We start from the raw sequence: 17,865 nt of genomic DNA, 5'->3' as shown, positions 1-17,865 counted from the left end.
CGGTTTAGATCCAGCAGTGCGTCGGCAGGACCGCGAGAAGTCGGGCGTCCTCCGCAGGCAGCGCGATCCCGGCGTCCTCGGCGATGAGCCGCAGCACCGGGATGAAGGGGTATCCCGCGCCGGTTTCGGCCTTGGTCTCGAAGCATGCCTCGTAGGCGTCCGCGCTGCGCCGAACGAGGCGGCGCGCCGTCTCGCCGAGCGGGTCGTCCGGATGCGCTGCGGCGGCCGGTGCGGGTGTGGCGGCCGAGGGGGAGACAGGCGGGGAAACGGGCAGCGGCGCGAGCGGCGCGTCGAGGAGATTGGAGGCGGCCTCGGCGATGCGCTCGACCTCGCGGCAGACCGCGTCCAGATAGGCCTGGTCATGGACACGGTTGAAGGGGTCGGAACCGCGCAGACGGTCGGTGATCGCCTCGCGGGATCGCTCTTCGAGCGCTCCGAGTCTCCGGACGAGCAGACGCGCCGTCTCCGCGAGGGCCAAGAGCGGGGCGCTTGGATTCGGGGCTGGCATGGCGGCCGGGTTCGCAGGATTCTGCGCGGTCGCGTGCGTGTCCGGCGCGGTCGAGACAGCCGGTAGCGCGGGCGTGGGGGCGTCCTTCGTGGATGCACGACAGCTCGCGATGCCGTACTCGACGGCTGCGGCGAACAGCTCGCGGCTCTCCGGATCGCCGACGGCCTGGTCGGTCAGGCACGCGAGCAGGGCGGCGCGACCGGATTCGGAGAGTCGGTAGGGTTCGAGAAAGTGGGCCTTCTTGGTACGCTTGAGTGCATTCCGCGGCCGCTCATCGGGCGGCTCGGCCTGCGGGTTGCGCAACGGGAGGCTGCGCGGCGGACTGCTTTTCCGGCCCGGTGCCGGCGTCGGAATGCCTGATTTTCGCATGATGCCGTTCCTTCCGCGGGCGGTTGCCCGGTGGCGGACGTTGCTCGGCGAACACTTATTCGCGAACGAAAGGGTTGGTGCGTCGCTCCTCGCCCAGGGTCGACATCGGGCCGTGCCCGGGGATGAAGCGGACATCGTCTCCGAGCGGAAACAGGCGCTCCCGGATGGAGTCGAGGAGCTGGCGATGGTTTCCGCGCGGAAAGTCCGTGCGTCCGATCGAGCCCTTGAAGAGGACGTCGCCGACCTGGGCGAGTTTGCCGTGTGCGTCGAAGAAGACGAGATGGCCCGGCGTGTGCCCGGGGCAATGCAGGACCTCGAGGGTCTCCTCGCCGACGGCGATGCGCTCGCCCGCCCGGAGCCAACGGTCGGGCTCGAACGCGGTCACGGGCGGAAACCCGAACATCTCGCACTGCTCGTCCAAGGCGTTGAGCCAGAAGGCGTCGTCGGGGTGCGGGCCCCAGATCGGGATGCCGAGTCGGCGCGAGACCTCGGCACTGGCGCCGACGTGGTCGAGGTGGCCGTGGGTGAGCAGAACGTAATCGGGCTCCAGCCCGAGCGCCGCGACTTGGTCGAGGATCCGATCGGCCTCGCCGCCGGGATCGACGATGACGGCGGATCGGGTGCGCTCGCACCAGAGCAAGGTGGTGTTCTGCTGAAAGGGGGTGACGGGGATGATTCGAAATTGCACGGGGTCTGCGGATCACGCGGTCGGCGGCTCGATATCCGCGCATGGTTTCATCTGGTGTCCGGGATGTCCAGGACGCGATGGGGGTTAAGTATCCTGTTGAGCACCAATCCGTTGTCGTTGTCGTTGTCGTAATCGATGACGACAACGACGACGGCCTTTTGAATCGCTCACAAGGACGGATACGGCGCTCTGCGGATTCACGACCTGGGCGGATTCACGACCTGGGCGGTTTCACGACCCGGGCGGTTTCACGACCCGGGCGGGATCTCTGGGAGAGGGCGAGACGGCCCTTGTTCGTGCGAGGGGCCTCGGGTCTGGTTGCCTACGCTCGACAAGCCGGACGTGGGGCCGTTGTCGGCAACCCGAATGCGCTCTCAGGAACGCAGAATGGCGTAGAGCGTATCCTTCAGAATCAGGCGTTCCTTCTTGAGCTCCTCGATGGTCTCGTCGGCGACCGGCGTCCCCAGTTCTTCGAGGTCGCGTACCCGGGCGTCGAGTGTATCGTAGTCATCCATGAGTTGCGCGAACTCGGCGTTGCTCGAGCGCAGGCTCGAGATCTTCGTTTCGAGATCGGGGAACTCGTGAAGGAGGTCGTGTGATTCGCCAAGCATTGTGTCCGTTCCTCAATAAGGTGCAGTAACCCGCGCAGTGGTCGCGCCGGCGGTCGTGTGGTCGGGGCGGGACTTGCTCGCCGGGTGCAGGCGCAGCGGCGATACCGGCCCGATGCCTCAAAATGATACCGCAGCGTCATGGGTCGGACATAGCCCGTTCATGCCGAACGGTTTGCTGGACTGTCGCCTTACTTGGTGTTCGCATCCAGGTGTTTGATGACTTCGGCGGTCAGATCAAGCCTTTCGTCGAGATAGAGGAGACCGGATGTCCCGGGCTCGACGACCATGCCGACTTTGTTCTTCTTCGCGACAGCGCTGATGGAGTCGCGCGCCGGGCCGATGATCTCGCGGCTTTTGGTCTGCTGGACCTTCAGAACCTCCTGCTGGATGCCGTTTGCCTTCTCCTGGAAGGCTTCGATGCGCTTCTGAACGTCGGCCTCCTGCTTGCTGACTTGCTCGGCGCTCATGAGTGGTCCATCGCGCTCGAGTGATTGCTGGAGCTTGCGGATCTCCTGCTCCTCGGCGGCCATCTCCTGTCCACGTGGCTCGAACTCTTCACGAAGCTGGTCTTGAATACGCTTGCCCAACTTGCTTTCCTCGAGGACCTTTTGCATGTCGACATAGCCCAGCACGTCGGCGGCCAAGGCATGGGTCGGCATGATGACGGACAGGGCAAGCGCGGCAATGAGGGCAAAACGGGACATGAGCAGGACTCCGAGGAACGAAAGAGTAGGGTGAGGAAACACGCGGTCTGTAAGCATACAGCGGCGAGGAGGATCGCGGAATGGCGGCGCGCGCGATTCTAACCCTCCGCTCTCGGTCATGGGAAACGACTCGTATGCTTGCGTCGCGGGCGCGCCTATCGGATCCTGTCGACCGGCTCTGGCAGTCGGATATCCGCCGAGGGTATGCGGACTTGGGTCTGCTCGGCGATCGGCGACACCTTTTTCGGAGATCCACACCGTGGGCAACTCGTTGCAGGACCAATTGCTCAAGGCCGGCTTGGTCGACGAGCAGAAGCTCAAGCAGGCACGTTCCACCAAGCACAAGAAGACCAAGCAGCACGCCGGTCCGCGTAGTACGGCCGTCGACAACGAGGCCCGGTTGGCCGCGGACCGAGCCCGTCGCGAGAAGCTCGAGCGCGACCGCGAGCTCAATCTGCGCCGTCAGGAAGAGGCGGCCTTGCGTGCCGCGGAGAACGAGATTCGCCAACTCGTGCACACCCACCGGGTGGTGCGCGATCGCGGCGATTTGGCGTTCAATTTCACCGACGGCACGACGCTCAAACGCATCTATATCAACAAGGAGCAGCACGCGAAGCTGGTCGGGGGAAGCCTGGCCGTCGTCCGGCAGGATGCCTTCTACGAGGTCGTGCCCGCGGAGATCGCCGTGCGGGTAGCGGCGCGCGATGCGAGCCTGGTCTTGGTCCTCAACAAGGCCGCCGAGGAGAAGGACGCGGATGATCCATACGCCGACTATCAGGTTCCGGACGACCTCATCTGGTGATGAGCGGCGGTGATGCGAGCCGGCGACGCGATCAGGCGCAGCGTCCCGTAATCACGCTCCGACGTGATCGGAAGCCGCTAAATTCAAAGACCGATTGACAGGAAGACCACGGATGTCCGACATCGCCAACCTCAAGCTCGCCGTGCTCATCGATGCCGACAACGCCCAAGCGAGCATCGTCGAGGGGCTTCTTGCCGAGGTCGCCAAATACGGCACGGCCCACGTCAAGCGCATCTACGGGGATTGGACCCTGCCCAATCTGGGGTCATGGAAGGACACCCTGCTGCGTCACTCGATCCAGCCCATGCAGCAGTTTCGCTACACTAAGGGCAAGAACGCGACCGACGGGGCCATGATGATCGATGCCATGGATCTACTGTACTCGCGCAACTTCGACGGCTTCTGCATCGTCTCTAGCGACAGCGACTTCACTCGCCTGGCGTCGCGTCTGCGCGAGTCCGGCATGACGGTCTACGGCTTCGGCGAGCAGAAAACCCCGGAACCCTTCGTCGCGGCCTGCGACAAGTTCGTCTTCACCGAGGTGCTGCGCGAGGGTGCGGGCGGCGACTCGACGACGCGCAAGAGCGGCAAGGATCTGCAGCGCGACGCCAAATTGGTCAACCTGCTGCGTGCCGCCCTGGACGGCGCCGCGGACGATACCGGTTGGGCCGGGCTCGGCGCCGTCGGCTCGGCAATCGCCAAGCGCAGCCCCGAGTTCGACTCGCGCAACTACGGCTATGCCAAGCTCAGCGGATTGCTCAAGGCGATCCAGCTCTTCGAGATCGAGGAGCGGCAGGTCGGCCGCGGACCGCATAAGGCGTTGTTCGTGCGCGATCAGAAGTCGGCTGCTTAAGCCGCGTCCGGTGCTGTATGTGCGGGCTTCGGGTGGCTCTGTGTTGCGCGTCTGAGCGGACGCGGCTTAAGGTGATATCGGGAGAAAACCATACCCGTAGGTTGTGCTGACGATAGGAGGCACAGCGCGCGCCTACGGTTGGTTGTGCCTCGCACGGCTCGGCACAACCTACGGCCCTGCACATTCCTGGAAGTCCCTCACGCCGTAAGTCTCGAGCAAACCGTCGCAGAATTTTTCGTTGTCGTTGTCGTTGTCGTGTTCGTGGTCGTCCGTAATTCGATTACGACAACGAGCAGAGCCTTCGACCACCGTTCCTGGTTCCGGCTCTGCCGATCAGCGACGTGCTCAACGGGTCTATGAGCCAGGTCTGTCGAGGGGCGTTCGGATTTGTATTTCCATGCCTCGCGAGACGGCGATACCGTCCGGGATGCGACTCATGATCGATACACACTGTCATTTGGATGTTGCCGAGTTCGATCCCGATCGAGGGGCGGTGATGGCACGGGCGCGTGCGGCGGGCGTGGCCGCTATTGTGGTTCCGGCCATCCATGCGGAGGGATGGGAGGGTCTGCTCGCGCTCTGTGCGTCGGCGGACGATCTCTATCCGGCGCTGGGCCTGCATCCGGTCTATCTCGACCGACACCGAGCGGCCGATCTCGATGGGCTGGATCGGGCCATCGCCGAGCATCGCCCGCTGGCGGTCGGCGAGATCGGTTTGGACTATTACCTGCCCGAGCTGGATCGGGCGGGTCAGCAGGCGCTGCTCGAGGCGCAGTTGTCGATCGCCAGGTCCGCGGATTTGCCGGTTCTTCTGCATGTGCGCAAGGCCCATGACGAGATCTTGGCAACCCTGCGGCGTGCGCGGGTGAAGGGCGGCATCGCGCATGCCTTCAACGGCAGCCTCCAACAGGCGCAGCAATATCTGGAACTGGGATTCCGGCTCGGCTTCGGGGGGATGTTGACCTTCACGCGCTCCTCGCGTCTGCGCCGTCTGGCGGCCGAGCTACCGGGCGAGGCGATCGTGCTCGAGACGGATGCGCCGGACATGACGGTTGCCGCGCATCGGGGCGAGCGCAACAGCCCTGAGTATTTACCCGATGTTCTGCAGGCGTTGGCCGAGGTCAGGGGCGAGTCGCCCGATGTCTTGGCGGCCCGCACGACGGCCAATGCGCGCGCGGTCTTGCCGGGCCTCGACGGGGTCGATCGCTCCGGTTCGGGTCGCGTCAGCGCACCGCCGATTTGACGACCTCATAGGCGGCCAGGGCCGCCTCGCGCGATGCCTTGAGATCCACGATCGGGGCCGGGTAGTCGCGCCCGATCCGGATGCCTGCATGATCGAGCAGGGCGGTCGGAGCGTTCCAGGGTTGATGGATGTATCTGTCCGGGAGTCGGGCCAGCTCCGGGCACCAGCGTCGAACATAGGCCCCGGTCTTGTCGAAACGCTCGCCCTGCAGGACCGGGTTGAAGATGCGGAAATAGGGCGCGGCGTCCGCGCCGCAGCCGGCGCTCCACTGCCAGCCGAGGCTGTTGGCGGCGAGATCCGCGTCGACCAGGGTGTCCCAGAACCAGCGTGCACCGGCCTGCCAGGGCAGGCGTAGGTTCTTGGTCAGGAACGAAGCGACGACCATGCGCACCCGATTGTGCATCCAGCCGGTGTGCCAGAGCTGGCGCATGCCGGCATCGACCAGCGGGATGCCGGTCTCCCCGCGTTGCCAGGCCCGGAGCAACCGATCGGCATCCTCTTCGCGCCAAGGCAGAGCGGCGAAGCGCCGATCCAGCGGCTCATCGGTGGTGTGCGGGTAGTGATAGATCAGATGGTGGGCAAACTCGCGCCAGCCGATCTCGCGCACGAAGGGCTCGACCGGATCTGCGGTCGGGTCGTCACACTGTTCTTCGACCATGGCGATGATCCGCCGCGGACCGATCTCGCCGAAGTGCAGGTGCGGCGAGAGCTCGGATGTCCCTGTGTGGGCCGGCAGGTCGCGCTCGGTCGCGTAGCCCCGGACGCGCTCTCGCAGGAAGGTGCGCGCATGCTCACGCGCGGCCGTCTCGCCCGGTGTCCAGGTCTCGCGCAGCCCCGCGTCCCAGGTAATGGTCGGCAGCAGACCGAGGCTTTCGAGGGGGAGCGAGTTGAGCGCCTCGGGAGGTGGCGGCAATGCCGCCGGAGCGGGCAGGGGGGTGACCTCGGAAAGCCGAGCGGCGCAGCGACGCCAGAAGGCGGTGAAGACCCGGTAGGGCTCGCCGTTGCCGGTGGCGATCTCCCAGGGCTCGAACAGAAGCGATGCGTTGTGACTGTCCACCCGCAGGCCATCGGCCCTCAGGGCTTGCTTGATCCGGCCGTCACGTTCACGTGTCGTCGGATCATAGAGGCGATTCCAGTGGATGCGCCGGGCGCCGGTCGCCGCGACGATGCGCCGCAGCTCGGCCAGGCTGTCGCCGCGCGCGATCAGGAGCCGACTGCCGACGGTGCCCAGAGCCTGCTCCAAGCTCGACAGACTGCCGTGCAGCCACCAGCGGCTCGCTGCGCCGGGTGTCCAAGGCGCCTCCGAGTCCGGGTCGTGGATATAGACGGGTACGAGTCTGTCGCAGTCGACCAGGGTCTCTTGCAGAGCTGGGTTGTCGTCGAGACGCAGGTCACGACGGAGCCAGAGGATGACGGTGCTCGGCATTGAGGGGTGCGGTCTCGGGTCGATTTGGATCGGGTCGTGGGATGTGTGCGAGTGAGGGCTTCGGTGATTTCCGGCACAGAACCGACCGAACTGTAGGGGCGACTTTAGTCGCCCACGCGTCCGCCAAAGAAGCGCCCCCGGGCGACTAAAGTCGCCCCTACATCGCCCCTACATCGCCCCTACGTCGCCGCTTGTACGCCGTCGTTACGGTCTGTCCGGGCTTTCGGCGCCCAGGAGTCGCATAAGGCCGCGACTCAACGACGCGCGAGCATACGCTGCCGGACGCGGTTCAGTCCGCGAAGACCTCGTCGAAGAACCCCTGCATCTGCGCCCAAGACCGCGCATCGGCCTTGGGGTCGTAGGCGAGTGCGTCCATCCCGTAGGCGGCGGCGCCGGGGTTGGTGAAGCCGTGACGTGCCCCCGAGTAGACGACCATCTGCCAATCTGCCCCGGCGGCGTCGAGCCCCTCCTTGAAGGCGGCGATGCGCTCGGGCGGGACGAAGCTGTCGGCCTCGCCGTGGGCGATCAGGATGCTGGGTTTGATGGTGCCGGGCTCGACATTGCTGGCCGGCGGCAGTGAGCCGTGGAAGCTCGCGACGCCGTCGAGATCGGCACCGGCATAGGCCATCTGCATCACGGTGGCGCCGCCGAAGCAGTAGCCGATGGCGGCGAGCTTCTCGGTATCGACGCGGTCGCTGGCCTTCAGTGTGTCGAGTCCGGCCATCGCGCGCTGCTGCCAGGCTGACTGATTGGCGGTGATCTGCTGCATCCAGCCCTGGGCGTCAGGCGCGTGATCGGTCACCTTATTGTCGCCGTACATGTCGGCGGCGAAGGCGACATAGCCGAGCTCGGCGAGCATCTCGGCACGTTTCTTCGCGTAGTCGTTGAGGCCCCACCACTCATGGATAACGAGTACGCCGGGGCGCTTGCCCTCGATCGAATCGTCGTAGCTGAGGTAGCCCGTGAGGACAGTGTCGCCGTCGCGGTATTCGACACGCTCGGTCTGGATGGCGGCGCCCGCGACGAGAGGGGCGCAGAGCAGCCAGGCGGCCATGTGAGTCGATGGTCTTCTCATGAGTCTCTCCGATCCGGTGATTGACTGGGCTGTTGAACAGGTCGGGCCTGACGGCCGCGAGCTGCCGAAGGGGCGGGCTGCCATCGCGGTTCCGGAAAGGTCAGTCCGTTCGGTCCGGATGACAACCCCTAGGCCATCGGTCCTGCGCAGCGAGCCGTCAGCGTGATTGTCACACGATCGGCATTGCGACGGGCGCGGGACCTCTCTATCCTAATGCTGCAATGCAACAGGTTGTCGGGACCCCTATCTCGATCCCGACCGCCTTCGCGACGAAGGCATCATGCGTGCCCGATCAACTCATCGACGTGCGCACTGACGCTGCGTCCGAGCGCGGACAGACTGTAGCCGCCTTCCAGACAGGACACGACACGCTCTTGTGCATGCCGGCGTGCCAACAGGTGGAGCTCGCGAGTGATCCAGGCATAATCGGGCTCGCGCAGATTAAAGTGCGCCATGTCGTCCTCGACATGCCCGTCGAACCCCGCCGAGATCATGATCAGCTGAGGGGCGAAGGCGTCGAGCTTGGGCAGCCATGCGGCCTCCACGGCGGCCCGAAAGGCGGCCCCGTCGGTCAGCTTGGGCAGCGGCAGGTTGAGGATGTTGGGCGCCTTGGTATCCGCGCCGCATCCCGGATAGAAGGGGTGCTGAAAGCTCGAGCAGAAGAGCACCCGCTCGTCGCCGCTGAAGATCTCCTCGGTGCCGTTGCCGTGGTGGACGTCGAAATCGACGATGGCGATACGCTCGATGCCGTATTCGGCCATCGCATGTGCGGCGCCGACGGCGACGTTGTTGAAGAGGCAGAACCCTCCGGTCGTGCGCCGCCCGGCATGATGGCCGGGCGGGCGCACGCAACAAAAGGCGGCGTGATGTTTTTCGCTCATCACCAGGTCGACCCCGAGGATGGCGCCGCCGGCCGCACGCAGTGCAGCCGGCAGGGTGTGGCTGTTCATGGCGGTGTCGCCGTCGACCCAAACCAGGACGTCGTCGACCTCGGGGGCGGCGTCGATCAGCCCTTGGACATAATCCGCGTCGTGCACGCGGGTCAACTGCGCCACGCTCGCCTCGGGTGCGTCGTAGTGGGTGACCAGCATCTCCATCCCGGAGGCAATCATGCGATCCTGGATGGCGTAGAGTCGCTCCGGACACTCGGGATGGTGCGCGCCCATCTTGTGCTGCTGGCACAACGGGTGAGAGACAAAGGCGAGGTTCATGCGAAGGTCCTCAAAGCATTGATTGCACGCGGGAGATGGATGGTACCCGGGCAATTCTCGTTGTCGTTCGGCGCATGGTCGCGCCCGTGTCGAATCCCTGAATCCAATTTTTTCATCTTCGAAACGCGTCTACGCCGACGCCGGTCGATGCATCCGAGGCCGAGTCGATGCAGCGATACGGAATGTCGCGCCCGACGCGTTTCGAACGCGGTTTAGCTTAATCCTTTTTATTGCCCGGGAGGGCGATTCCATGCGCGTATCCGATATCGAACAACTCTTCACGCCCATCGCCGTTGCGGTTTTCGGGGCTAGCGACAGCGAGGGGTCCATCGGCGGCATGGTCTTTCGCAATCTGCTGGCCGGTGGATTCAAAGGCAACGCCTATGCGATCAATCCGAAGTACCAGGAGGTGGCCGGGGAGCCCTGCTATCGCGATCTGGGCCAGCTCGACAAGCATGTCGACCTGGCGCTGATCGCCACGCCCGCCGATCGAGTCCCGGAGATTCTCAATCAATGCGGCGGCTACGGGGTCAAGGTGGCGGTGGTCCACTCGGCCGGTTTCGGCGAGTACGGCGAACGCGGGATCAATCTTCAGGAACGGATGGTCGAGGCGGCCCGGAACAATCGGATCCGCGTTCTCGGACCCAATTGCATCGGGGCGATGCGCCCGCAACACGGTCTGAATGCCAGCGTCGGACAGGATCTTCCACGCCGCGGCAACGTGGCCTTGGTGTCGCAATCCGGTGCGATCTGTACGGCGATGATCGATTGGTCGGAGCGCCGCCGCATCGGTTTCTCGGCGGTGGTCTCGCTGGGGGCGGCAGCGGATGTCGACTTCGGAGACGTGCTCGACTATCTCGCCCTGGACAGCCAGACGCAATGCATCCTGCTCTACGTAGAGGGGATCCGCAACGCGCGACACTTCATGAGCGGGCTGCGCGCGGCGGCGCGTCTGAAGCCGGTGGTGGTGGTCAAGGCCGGGCGACATCCGGCAGGGACCCGCGCGGTCAAGTCGCATACCGGCGCCTATGTGGGCTCGGCGGACGTGTTCCGCGCCGTCACGGAGCGTGCGGGCGTGGTACAGGTCTCCAACCTCGATCAGTTGTTCGCAGCCGCCCAGGTCTTCGGCACGCGTCGGCGTCTGGCGGGCGACCGCATCGCTGTCATCACCAACGGCGGCGGGCCGGGCGTACTGGCTGCGGATCGCATTGTAGAGTTGGGCCTCTCGCTCGCGCAGATCAGCGACACGACGCGTCAGACCCTCGAGAAGGGGCTCCCGGACCATTGGTCCCACGGCAATCCCATCGACATCATCGGCGACGCCCCGCCGGAGCGTTACCGGCTGGCCCTGGATGCCTGTCTCGCGGATCCGGAGGTCGACGGGGTGCTCTGTATCCTGGCGCCCTTGGTGTTCGGCGATCCGGTCGCCACGGCCGAGCAGGTCATCGCGGCGACCAAGGACAGCCGCAAACCGGTGCTCGCCTGCTGGATGGGGGGGAAACGGGTCGCCGAGGCCCAAGAGCTTTTAGCCGAGCACGACGTGCCGCACTTCGACAGCCCGGAGGTGGCGATCGACGCCTTCTCGTTCCTCGCCACCCACCAGCGCAACCAGAAGCTGCTGATGCAGTCGCCGGGCCCGCTCTCGCAGGAGGACGCGCCGGACGTGGAAGGCGCGCGTCTGATCATCGAGGGCGTCATGGCCGAAGGGCGAAAGACGCTGGGCACGGTGGAGGCAAAGGCGATCCTCTCGGCGTTCCGCATCCCGACCATGCAGGCGGTGTTGACCCGCACGCCGAACGAGGCACTGATGGCGGCCCAAGCCCTCGGCTTCCCGGTCGTAATGAAGATCAACTCGCCGGACCTGGAGCACAAATCCGATGTCGACGGCGTGCGTCTGAATATCGACGATGCCCAATCGGTGCGCCGGACCTTCACCGAGATCGTCGAGCGTGCCAAGCGGCTGCGCCCGGATGCGCGGATGGAGGGCATCACGGTCGAGCATATGGCCTCGACGCGCGCGGCACGCGAGCTGATGGTTGGTGTGACCCGGGACCGGATCTTCGGTCCCGTGATCAGTTTCGGCGCCGGCGGCACCAAGGTCGAGGTCCTCGAGGACCGCGCGCTCGGTCTGCCGCCGCTCAACGCGTTCATCATCCAGACCATGATCGACCACACCCGGATCGTGCGTCTCATGGGCGCCTTTCAGCATATGCCGCCGATGAACCGTGTGGCCTTGGCAAAGATTCTTCAACGCGTTTCGGAGATGGTCTGCGAGCTGCCCGAGATCATCTCGATGGACATCAACCCGCTCATCGGCAACGACAAGGATGTCATTGCCGTGGATGCGCGCATCAAGGTCGATTATCGCCCGCCCCAGCAGACGACCTACGGGCACATGGCGATCCACCCTTACCCGAGCCACCTCATCGAGCGCGTCCAGTTGCCGGACGGCAAGGATCTGGTGATCCGACCGATTCGCCCGGAGGATGCCCAGATGGAGCAGGAGTTCGTTCGGGGACTTTCGGAGCAGACTAAGTATTTCAGGTTCATGCAGGCGATCAAGGAGTTGACGCCCGAGATGCTGGTCCGCTTCACCCAGATCGACTACGACCGCGAGATGGCCCTGATCGGCGTGGTCGAGCACGACGGCGCGGACGTGCAGGTCGGTGTGGTCCGCTATATGGCGCGACCGGGCGGCGAGGCCTGCGAGTTCGCGATTGTGGTCTCAGATACCTGGCGAAACCTAGGGATCGGCGCAAGACTCATGCGTTCGCTCATGCAGAACGCTCGCTCGCGCGGCTTTCGTGTCATGGACGGCGAGGTGCTCAGCGCCAACAGTCGGATGCTGGCCCTGGTGAAATCGCTCGGATTCCGCATCGAGAGCGACCCGCAGGACATGGCGGTCAAATGGGTGAGCAAGGTGCTTTGAGACCGCGTCCGGCCCGGACGGGGTCTCCGGCGTTTCGCGCAGCTTGTGCCAGAGCACGATGGAGGCGAGGACCAAGGTGATCGCGTTTGCGGCGATCACGGGCCAGGAGCCGATCAGGAGCCCGTAAATTCCCCAAAGCGCAACGCCTGTGCTGAAGAGGGCGTACATCCAGAGCGAGATGCCCCGCGTATCACGGGTACGCAAGGTGCGCACCACCTGTGGCACGAAGGACACGGTGGTGAGTGCCGCCGCAGTAAAACCGATGGTCTCGATCCACAGCGTCACTTCGTCGGCTGCCCCGACATGAGCTCAGGCGTCCGGCACTCAGTTGGCCCGGGAGCGGACAATCGACATCCCCCGAGCCTACGAGCGGCAATAGATTCGCGCCTTATCTCTTTGCTTTTAATTTTCATTTAAACCGCGTCGCGGCGACCTTCATTGGTTCGCACTACGCCGGAGTCGCTCCAACCCATTTAAGGCGATTTCCGGGAATGATCATCCCGGCCGTGCGTGTTGCCAATGCTTACCGGGCGACTAAAGTCGCCCCTACATGTTGGTCGATGCTTTCCCGGAAATAATTTAAGGTGCTCCGAACGCGGTTTAAATGCTGACCTTGAGCTTCTGCCCCGGGCGAATCTTGTTGTCGTCGGGCTGCATCTTGTTTAGCTTGCGCAGCTCGGCGACAGTGATGCCGTTCTGAACCGCGACGCGATAGAGCGTCTCCTGCGGCTTCACGACATGGTAGCGCGCTGCAGCGGTCGACTTCTTCGACGTCTGTGCAGCGGGCGCCTTCGCGACCTGTTTGGTGGATGCCTTCGCTGACGGCTTCGTTGACGGCTGCGCCGCGGCTGTCGTCTTGGCAACCGGCCGCTCCACCTTCGCGATGGCCTGACGGGCCACCGGCGATGACTTGGGCTCGGCACGGGCGACCATGACGTTGGCGACCGGTGGCGGATGGCTGGCGATGCGTCGTTTCGTCCCGGCCGGGAGCCACACCGTGCTGCCGGGGGGCAGATGCGCATGACCGTCGCGTGCGCGCTCTCGCCAGTGCATGTTCAGGTCGGCAAGGCGATAGGGGGTCACGCCGTAGTGTCCCGCGATATGGCTCACCGGCATGCTGTGCTGGAGGACCAGTCGGTCGTGCGGCCAAGGCTCTTCGCGCCGGACGCCCTCGGGGAAATAACGATCGGCGTTGCGCGTGACATCGCGGGCGGCGATGAACCCGGCGTAGAAATTACGCGAGGAAAATCCGAAGTACGGTCCCCGATAGTTCTTAACGATCCCGCCGAAGTCGTCGCCGAACTGTGCCTTGGCATTCGCCATTCCACCTTGCCCGTGGTTGTAGGAGGTGATGGCGAGCGGCCAGCTCCCGAGTCGACGATGGGCTTGGGACAAATAGCGCGCGGCGCCGTCCGCCGCGATGATGGGATCGAAACGCTCGTCGACGGTATCGTCGACCTTCATATACATTCTGCCAGTGGCGGGCATGAACTGCCAGACGCCGGCCGCGCCGACACCGGATCGTGCATTGGTTTGAAATGAAGATTCCACATGCGGGAGATAGGCGAGATCCTCCGGCACACCGTGACTGCGCATGATCTCCCGGAAGGCGGTGTCGTACCGCCCGCTGATCTCCACGCCGCGGTGGAAACGCTCGCGCAGACCTCGCTGGCTGCGCACGCGATCGGCAGCCCCGTAGACCGCGGCGCGACCTCCGGCCTGCTCGAGCTTCGCCAGGAGCGTCTTGTCGCTGCTGCTCAGGCTCTGTCCGGTTCGCACGCGCTCTTCCAGAAGGCGCAGCTGGCCCTTGTAGGCGTCCGTACGGTCACGCACCAGCGACCGTTGCGGATCCGTGTAGCCCTCTTTGATGGGCGAGGGCAGCTTGACGACCTCGTAGACGATGCCCATGTGCTCGTTGTCGTGGATGGCGACGTCGCCGCGACTCCAGATTCCGTAGACGTGGCGCCAGAAATCCACATTCGGCTGGATCTCGGCCGGAACGGGAAAGGTGTCCGAGCCGGCGACCACCTCGCCTTGGCTCCGGCTTTCGCCCGCGGTATCACGTTGGCCGCCGTCGCTGCCGCAGCCGGACAAGCCGACCAGTACAATCGACAACAGCAGGAATGAGAGATCCCTGATCCCGGTATGATAGGTCGGCATGGTCGGCGTGTCCTCTAGAGCGTGATTCGCGCGCGTCACGACCCCTGCGACGGCGGATACCCCGACGGGCCTACCGGCTCGATCGGGGCAGGGCGATGCCGTGCGAATAGGCAGCGACATCGTCGATGTGGTCGGTGCGCTCGGTGCAATGGGTGCGGCGACGATTTGATATTGGCTCACGAAAGCCGCCTTTGCAATGGATGATTGCAAGGAAATCCCTCTTTTGTTCATGCGCTGCAGCTGGCTCTTATTCTTGAAAGCGCTTGAGCTTTTGCTGTTTAAAATCATATTTATCAGTATTCTATGGTAACTGATCATTGCGATTAATCGATCGCTCGATCAGTGTGCCCGACGAATGAATTCGACCCGGACGCGCCCTGCGATCAGGCGTTGAGCGGATGGATACCTGCCGATTCGAGCAATGAGACCAAGCGGATGAGAGGCAATCCGATCAAGGTATTGGGGTCGTCACCTTCAAGCCGCTCGAATAACGCGATACCGAGACCTTCCGACTTGAAGCTGCCGGCACAATCGAAGGGCTGCTCGCGATCCAGATACCCTTCGATTTGCCGTCGGTCGAGGTGTCTGAAATGGACGCGAAAGGGTTCGACGAGGGTTTGGGCGCGCCCGCTTACGGTGTCGAGCAGACACAATCCCGTCTGGAAGACGACGGTTCGTCCGGATGCCCGCTCCAGTTGAGCGATGGCGCAGGCACGGTCACCGGGCTTCCCCAAGATATCCTTGTCGATACAGGCGACCTGATCCGACCCGATGACGAGCGCGTTCGGATGGGTGGACGCGATTGCCCTGGCCTTGGCCTCCGCCAGGCGCAGGACCAGCACCTGAGGCGACTCGCCGGGGCGGGGGCGCTCGTCGATATCGGGAGCGGCGCTCGTAAAGGGCAGCCCCAAGCGTTCCAGAAGTTGGCGTCGGTAAGGCGAGGTCGAGGCAAGGATGAGCGCGGGTGCAGGCACGGTGTCGGGATCCTGATGCGGTTTCCGGAGATCGCCTCTAGGCATTGGCGTCAAGGCCGTGGCGCTCGGTCGGTCGTTCGGGCTGAAGTATAAAACAAAAAAGCCTTCGCAATCGATTGCGAAGGCTTGAATTCATGTGCCCGCCCGATAACCGGGCGGGCCTTGTCGCTCGGGATTGTCAGACCCCTCCGACGGCACCTCCGACGACGGGCGGCTCTTTGCGCGGCGCGCCTCCTTTGGGGAGGTCGCCGTTGCTGCTGCCGGACGTCGGTTTTGCGTTGCCGGCGTCGTCTTCGGGCTCGCGCATCGGCCGACCGGACATGATGTCGTCGATCTGATCCTTGCCGATCGTCTCGAACTTGAGCAACGCCGCGGCCATCGTGTGCAGCTTCTCGAGGTTGTCTTCGAGCATCTGTTTGGCGCGCTTATAGTTGCGGTCGATGATTCGACGCACCTCCTTGTCGATCGCCTGTGCGGTCTCGGGCGAAACCTGACGCTGCTGCGTGACCGAGCGACCGAGGAAGACTTCGCCCTCGTCCTCGGCATAGGCGAGCGGTCCCAAGTTGTCCGACAGACCGAAGCGCGTGACCATGTTGCGTGCGATATCGGTTGCGCGCTCGATGTCGTTCGAGGCGCCGGTCGTCACATGCTCGGGTCCGAAGATCATCTCCTCGGCCAGTCGTCCGCCGAACAGGGTCGAGAGCTGACTCTCCAACTGACGCTTGCTCATGCTGTAGCGATCGCGCTCGGGCAGGAATAGCGTGACGCCGAGCGCACGTCCACGCGGGATGATGCTGACCTTGTGGACCGGATCATGCTCCGGAACCAGACGCCCGACGACGGCATGACCCGCCTCGTGATAGGCGGTCAGCTTACGCTCGGACTCGGACATGACGATGCTGCGCCGCTCCGCGCCCATCATGATCTTGTCCTTGGCGCGCTCGAACATCTGCATCGCGACCTCGGTGTGCCCGGCGCGGGCCGCGAAGAGGGCGGCCTCGTTGACCAGGTTGGCGAGATCCGCGCCGGAGAAGCCGGGTGTCCCGCGGGCGATGGTGCGCGCGTCGACATCCGCGGCGATCGGTACCTTACGCATGTGCACTTCGAGGATGGCCGCACGACCGGCGAGATCGGGCAGCCCGACGACAACCTGACGATCGAAACGGCCCGGGCGCAGGAGTGCCGGGTCGAGCACGTCCGCGCGGTTGGTCGCCGCGATCACGATGATGCCTTCGTTGCCCGCGAAGCCGTCCATCTCCACCAAAAGTTGGTTTAGGGTCTGCTCGCGCTCGTCGTGGCCGCCGCCCAGACCAGCGCCGCGCTTGCGCCCGACGGCATCGATCTCGTCGATGAAGATAATGCAGGGCGCGGCCTTCTTGGCTTGCTCAAAAAGGTCGCGAACGCGCGAGGCGCCGACGCCGACGAACATCTCCACGAAGTCGGAGCCCGAGATGCTGTAGAAGGGCACTTTTGCTTCGCCGGCGATCGCTCTCGCCAGCAGCGTCTTACCGGTGCCGGGGGGACCGACCATCAGCACGCCGCGCGGGATGCGACCGCCGAGGTTCGAAAATTTCTGCGGATTACGTAAGAAATCCACCAACTCGCCGACCTCTTCCTTGGCTTCTTCGACGCCCGCGACGTCGCGTAGCGTGACCTTGATGTCGCCCTCGGCGTGCTGACGCGCGCGGCTCTTGCCGAAGTTGAAGATCCCTCCGCCCCCACCGCCGCCCATGTTGCGGCGCATAAACCAAAACCAGACGCCGATCAGGAGCAAGAAGGGCAACCAGGCGATCAGCATCTGAGCCAACACGCTCGGGCGCTCGGGCGGCTCGGCCCGAATGCTCACCCCGTTCTCCAAAAGATCGCCGACCAGCGCCGGATCACCCGGATCGAAGGTCTCGAAACGGGATCCGTCGGTCCTCAGGCCCTTGACCTTCTGATCTTGGATGGTGACCTCGCGGATCGACCCATCCGAGAGCTCTTGCAGAAACTGGCTGTAGCTTAAGCTGCGGGACTCGATCGGGTCGGAGGTCGTCATGCTGTTGAACATCATCACCAGCCAGATGGTGACGGCGACCCACAGCAACAGATTTAAGTTTTTGGCATTCATTCTCAGGTTGTCCTCGTTGAACATCGCTCGGCTGGAGCGCGACGCCCTGCCATTTGGCATTGGCGGGTACATCGGGGCATGGGTCCGAAAACCAACGGAAACGCTGCCGCGGCCGATGACGGGAAAGAGCTTACCAGTTTTGATGGGTCCGGGAGCAACCGCGCGCCGTCGTTCGCAGGTGCGGATGTGGTTGGAACGCGTC

Annotated in this window: 14 protein-coding genes and 1 pseudogene; 4 read left to right on the top strand and 11 right to left on the bottom strand. The window is 64.4% G+C overall.

Annotated features, from left to right (window positions below):
• Positions 1–4: 4 nt before the first annotated feature.
• The 4 genes from AADX97_RS05615 to AADX97_RS05600 all read right to left on the bottom strand — a co-directional run bounded on the left by AADX97_RS05615 (position 5) and on the right by AADX97_RS05600 (position 2,880).
• Positions 5–877 (bottom strand): hypothetical protein, encoded by an 873-nt coding sequence (locus AADX97_RS05615; RefSeq protein ID WP_374232418.1) that lies wholly within the window; start codon positions 875–877, stop codon positions 5–7.
• A 55-nt stretch (positions 878–932) separates the two neighbouring features.
• Entirely contained in the window at positions 933–1,565 is a 633-nt protein-coding gene (locus tag AADX97_RS05610; RefSeq protein WP_374232417.1) for an MBL fold metallo-hydrolase, read from the bottom strand.
• A 374-nt stretch (positions 1,566–1,939) separates the two neighbouring features.
• The gene (locus AADX97_RS05605; RefSeq protein ID WP_374232416.1) at positions 1,940–2,176 is read right to left on the bottom strand and encodes a YdcH family protein; all 237 of its coding nucleotides are present in this window, start codon (positions 2,174–2,176) and stop codon (positions 1,940–1,942) included.
• Positions 2,177–2,364: 188 nt separating this feature from the next.
• Entirely contained in the window at positions 2,365–2,880 is a 516-nt protein-coding gene (locus AADX97_RS05600; protein WP_374232415.1) for an OmpH family outer membrane protein, read from the bottom strand.
• A gap of 259 nt (positions 2,881–3,139) precedes the next feature.
• Here AADX97_RS05600 and AADX97_RS05595 point away from each other — a divergent pair, with 259 nt between their 5' ends.
• The 3 genes from AADX97_RS05595 to AADX97_RS05585 all read left to right on the top strand — a co-directional run bounded on the left by AADX97_RS05595 (position 3,140) and on the right by AADX97_RS05585 (position 5,778).
• Positions 3,140–3,682: a DUF2058 domain-containing protein gene (locus AADX97_RS05595; protein ID WP_374232414.1), complete on the top strand. Its 543-nt coding sequence runs from the start codon at positions 3,140–3,142 to the stop codon at positions 3,680–3,682.
• A gap of 112 nt (positions 3,683–3,794) precedes the next feature.
• Positions 3,795–4,535, top strand: coding sequence for an NYN domain-containing protein (locus tag AADX97_RS05590; RefSeq protein ID WP_374232413.1), 741 nt, complete (start codon positions 3,795–3,797; stop codon positions 4,533–4,535).
• 436 nt (positions 4,536–4,971) lie between these two features.
• Positions 4,972–5,778, top strand: coding sequence for a TatD family hydrolase (locus tag AADX97_RS05585; protein ID WP_374232412.1), 807 nt, complete (start codon positions 4,972–4,974; stop codon positions 5,776–5,778).
• Here AADX97_RS05585 and AADX97_RS05580 read toward each other — a convergent pair.
• The 3 genes from AADX97_RS05580 to AADX97_RS05570 form a co-directional block, all read right to left on the bottom strand.
• Entirely contained in the window at positions 5,759–7,204 is a 1,446-nt protein-coding gene (locus AADX97_RS05580) for a deoxyribodipyrimidine photo-lyase (protein WP_374232411.1), read from the bottom strand. The genes AADX97_RS05585 and AADX97_RS05580 overlap by 20 nt on opposite strands.
• 289 nt (positions 7,205–7,493) lie before the next feature.
• Entirely contained in the window at positions 7,494–8,279 is a 786-nt protein-coding gene (locus tag AADX97_RS05575) for a dienelactone hydrolase family protein (RefSeq protein WP_374232410.1), read from the bottom strand.
• A 278-nt stretch (positions 8,280–8,557) separates the two neighbouring features.
• Positions 8,558–9,490: a histone deacetylase family protein gene (locus AADX97_RS05570; protein ID WP_374232409.1), complete on the bottom strand. Its 933-nt coding sequence runs from the start codon at positions 9,488–9,490 to the stop codon at positions 8,558–8,560.
• Positions 9,491–9,740: 250 nt separating this feature from the next.
• Here AADX97_RS05570 and AADX97_RS05565 point away from each other — a divergent pair, with 250 nt between their 5' ends.
• A complete protein-coding gene (locus tag AADX97_RS05565; RefSeq protein ID WP_374232408.1) occupies positions 9,741–12,419 on the top strand; it encodes a GNAT family N-acetyltransferase in 2,679 nt (892 codons plus the stop codon).
• Positions 12,420–12,467: 48 nt separating this feature from the next.
• On the opposite strand, the pseudogene AADX97_RS05560 reads toward AADX97_RS05565, so the two are convergent.
• The 4 genes and pseudogenes from AADX97_RS05560 to ftsH all read right to left on the bottom strand — a co-directional run.
• Positions 12,468–12,704 (bottom strand): annotated as a pseudogene (locus tag AADX97_RS05560) (SemiSWEET transporter); the annotation flags it as partial.
• Between the two features lie 315 nt (positions 12,705–13,019).
• The gene (locus AADX97_RS05555) at positions 13,020–14,579 is read right to left on the bottom strand and encodes a transglycosylase SLT domain-containing protein (protein ID WP_374232407.1); all 1,560 of its coding nucleotides are present in this window, start codon (positions 14,577–14,579) and stop codon (positions 13,020–13,022) included.
• A gap of 383 nt (positions 14,580–14,962) precedes the next feature.
• On the bottom strand, positions 14,963–15,598 hold the full coding sequence (locus AADX97_RS05550) for a nucleoside triphosphate pyrophosphatase (protein ID WP_374232406.1): 636 nt from the start codon (positions 15,596–15,598) through the stop codon (positions 14,963–14,965).
• A gap of 133 nt (positions 15,599–15,731) precedes the next feature.
• The gene (gene ftsH, locus AADX97_RS05545) at positions 15,732–17,663 is read right to left on the bottom strand and encodes an ATP-dependent zinc metalloprotease FtsH (RefSeq protein WP_374232405.1); all 1,932 of its coding nucleotides are present in this window, start codon (positions 17,661–17,663) and stop codon (positions 15,732–15,734) included.
• Between the last annotated feature and the right edge of the window lie 202 nt (positions 17,664–17,865).

The sequence above is a fragment of the Thiocapsa sp. C2-2m genome (assembly GCF_041903745.1).
Lineage (GTDB): Bacteria > Pseudomonadota > Gammaproteobacteria > Chromatiales > Chromatiaceae > Thiocapsa > Thiocapsa roseilacustris.
This window is presented reverse-complemented; position numbering and strand designations above follow the sequence as displayed.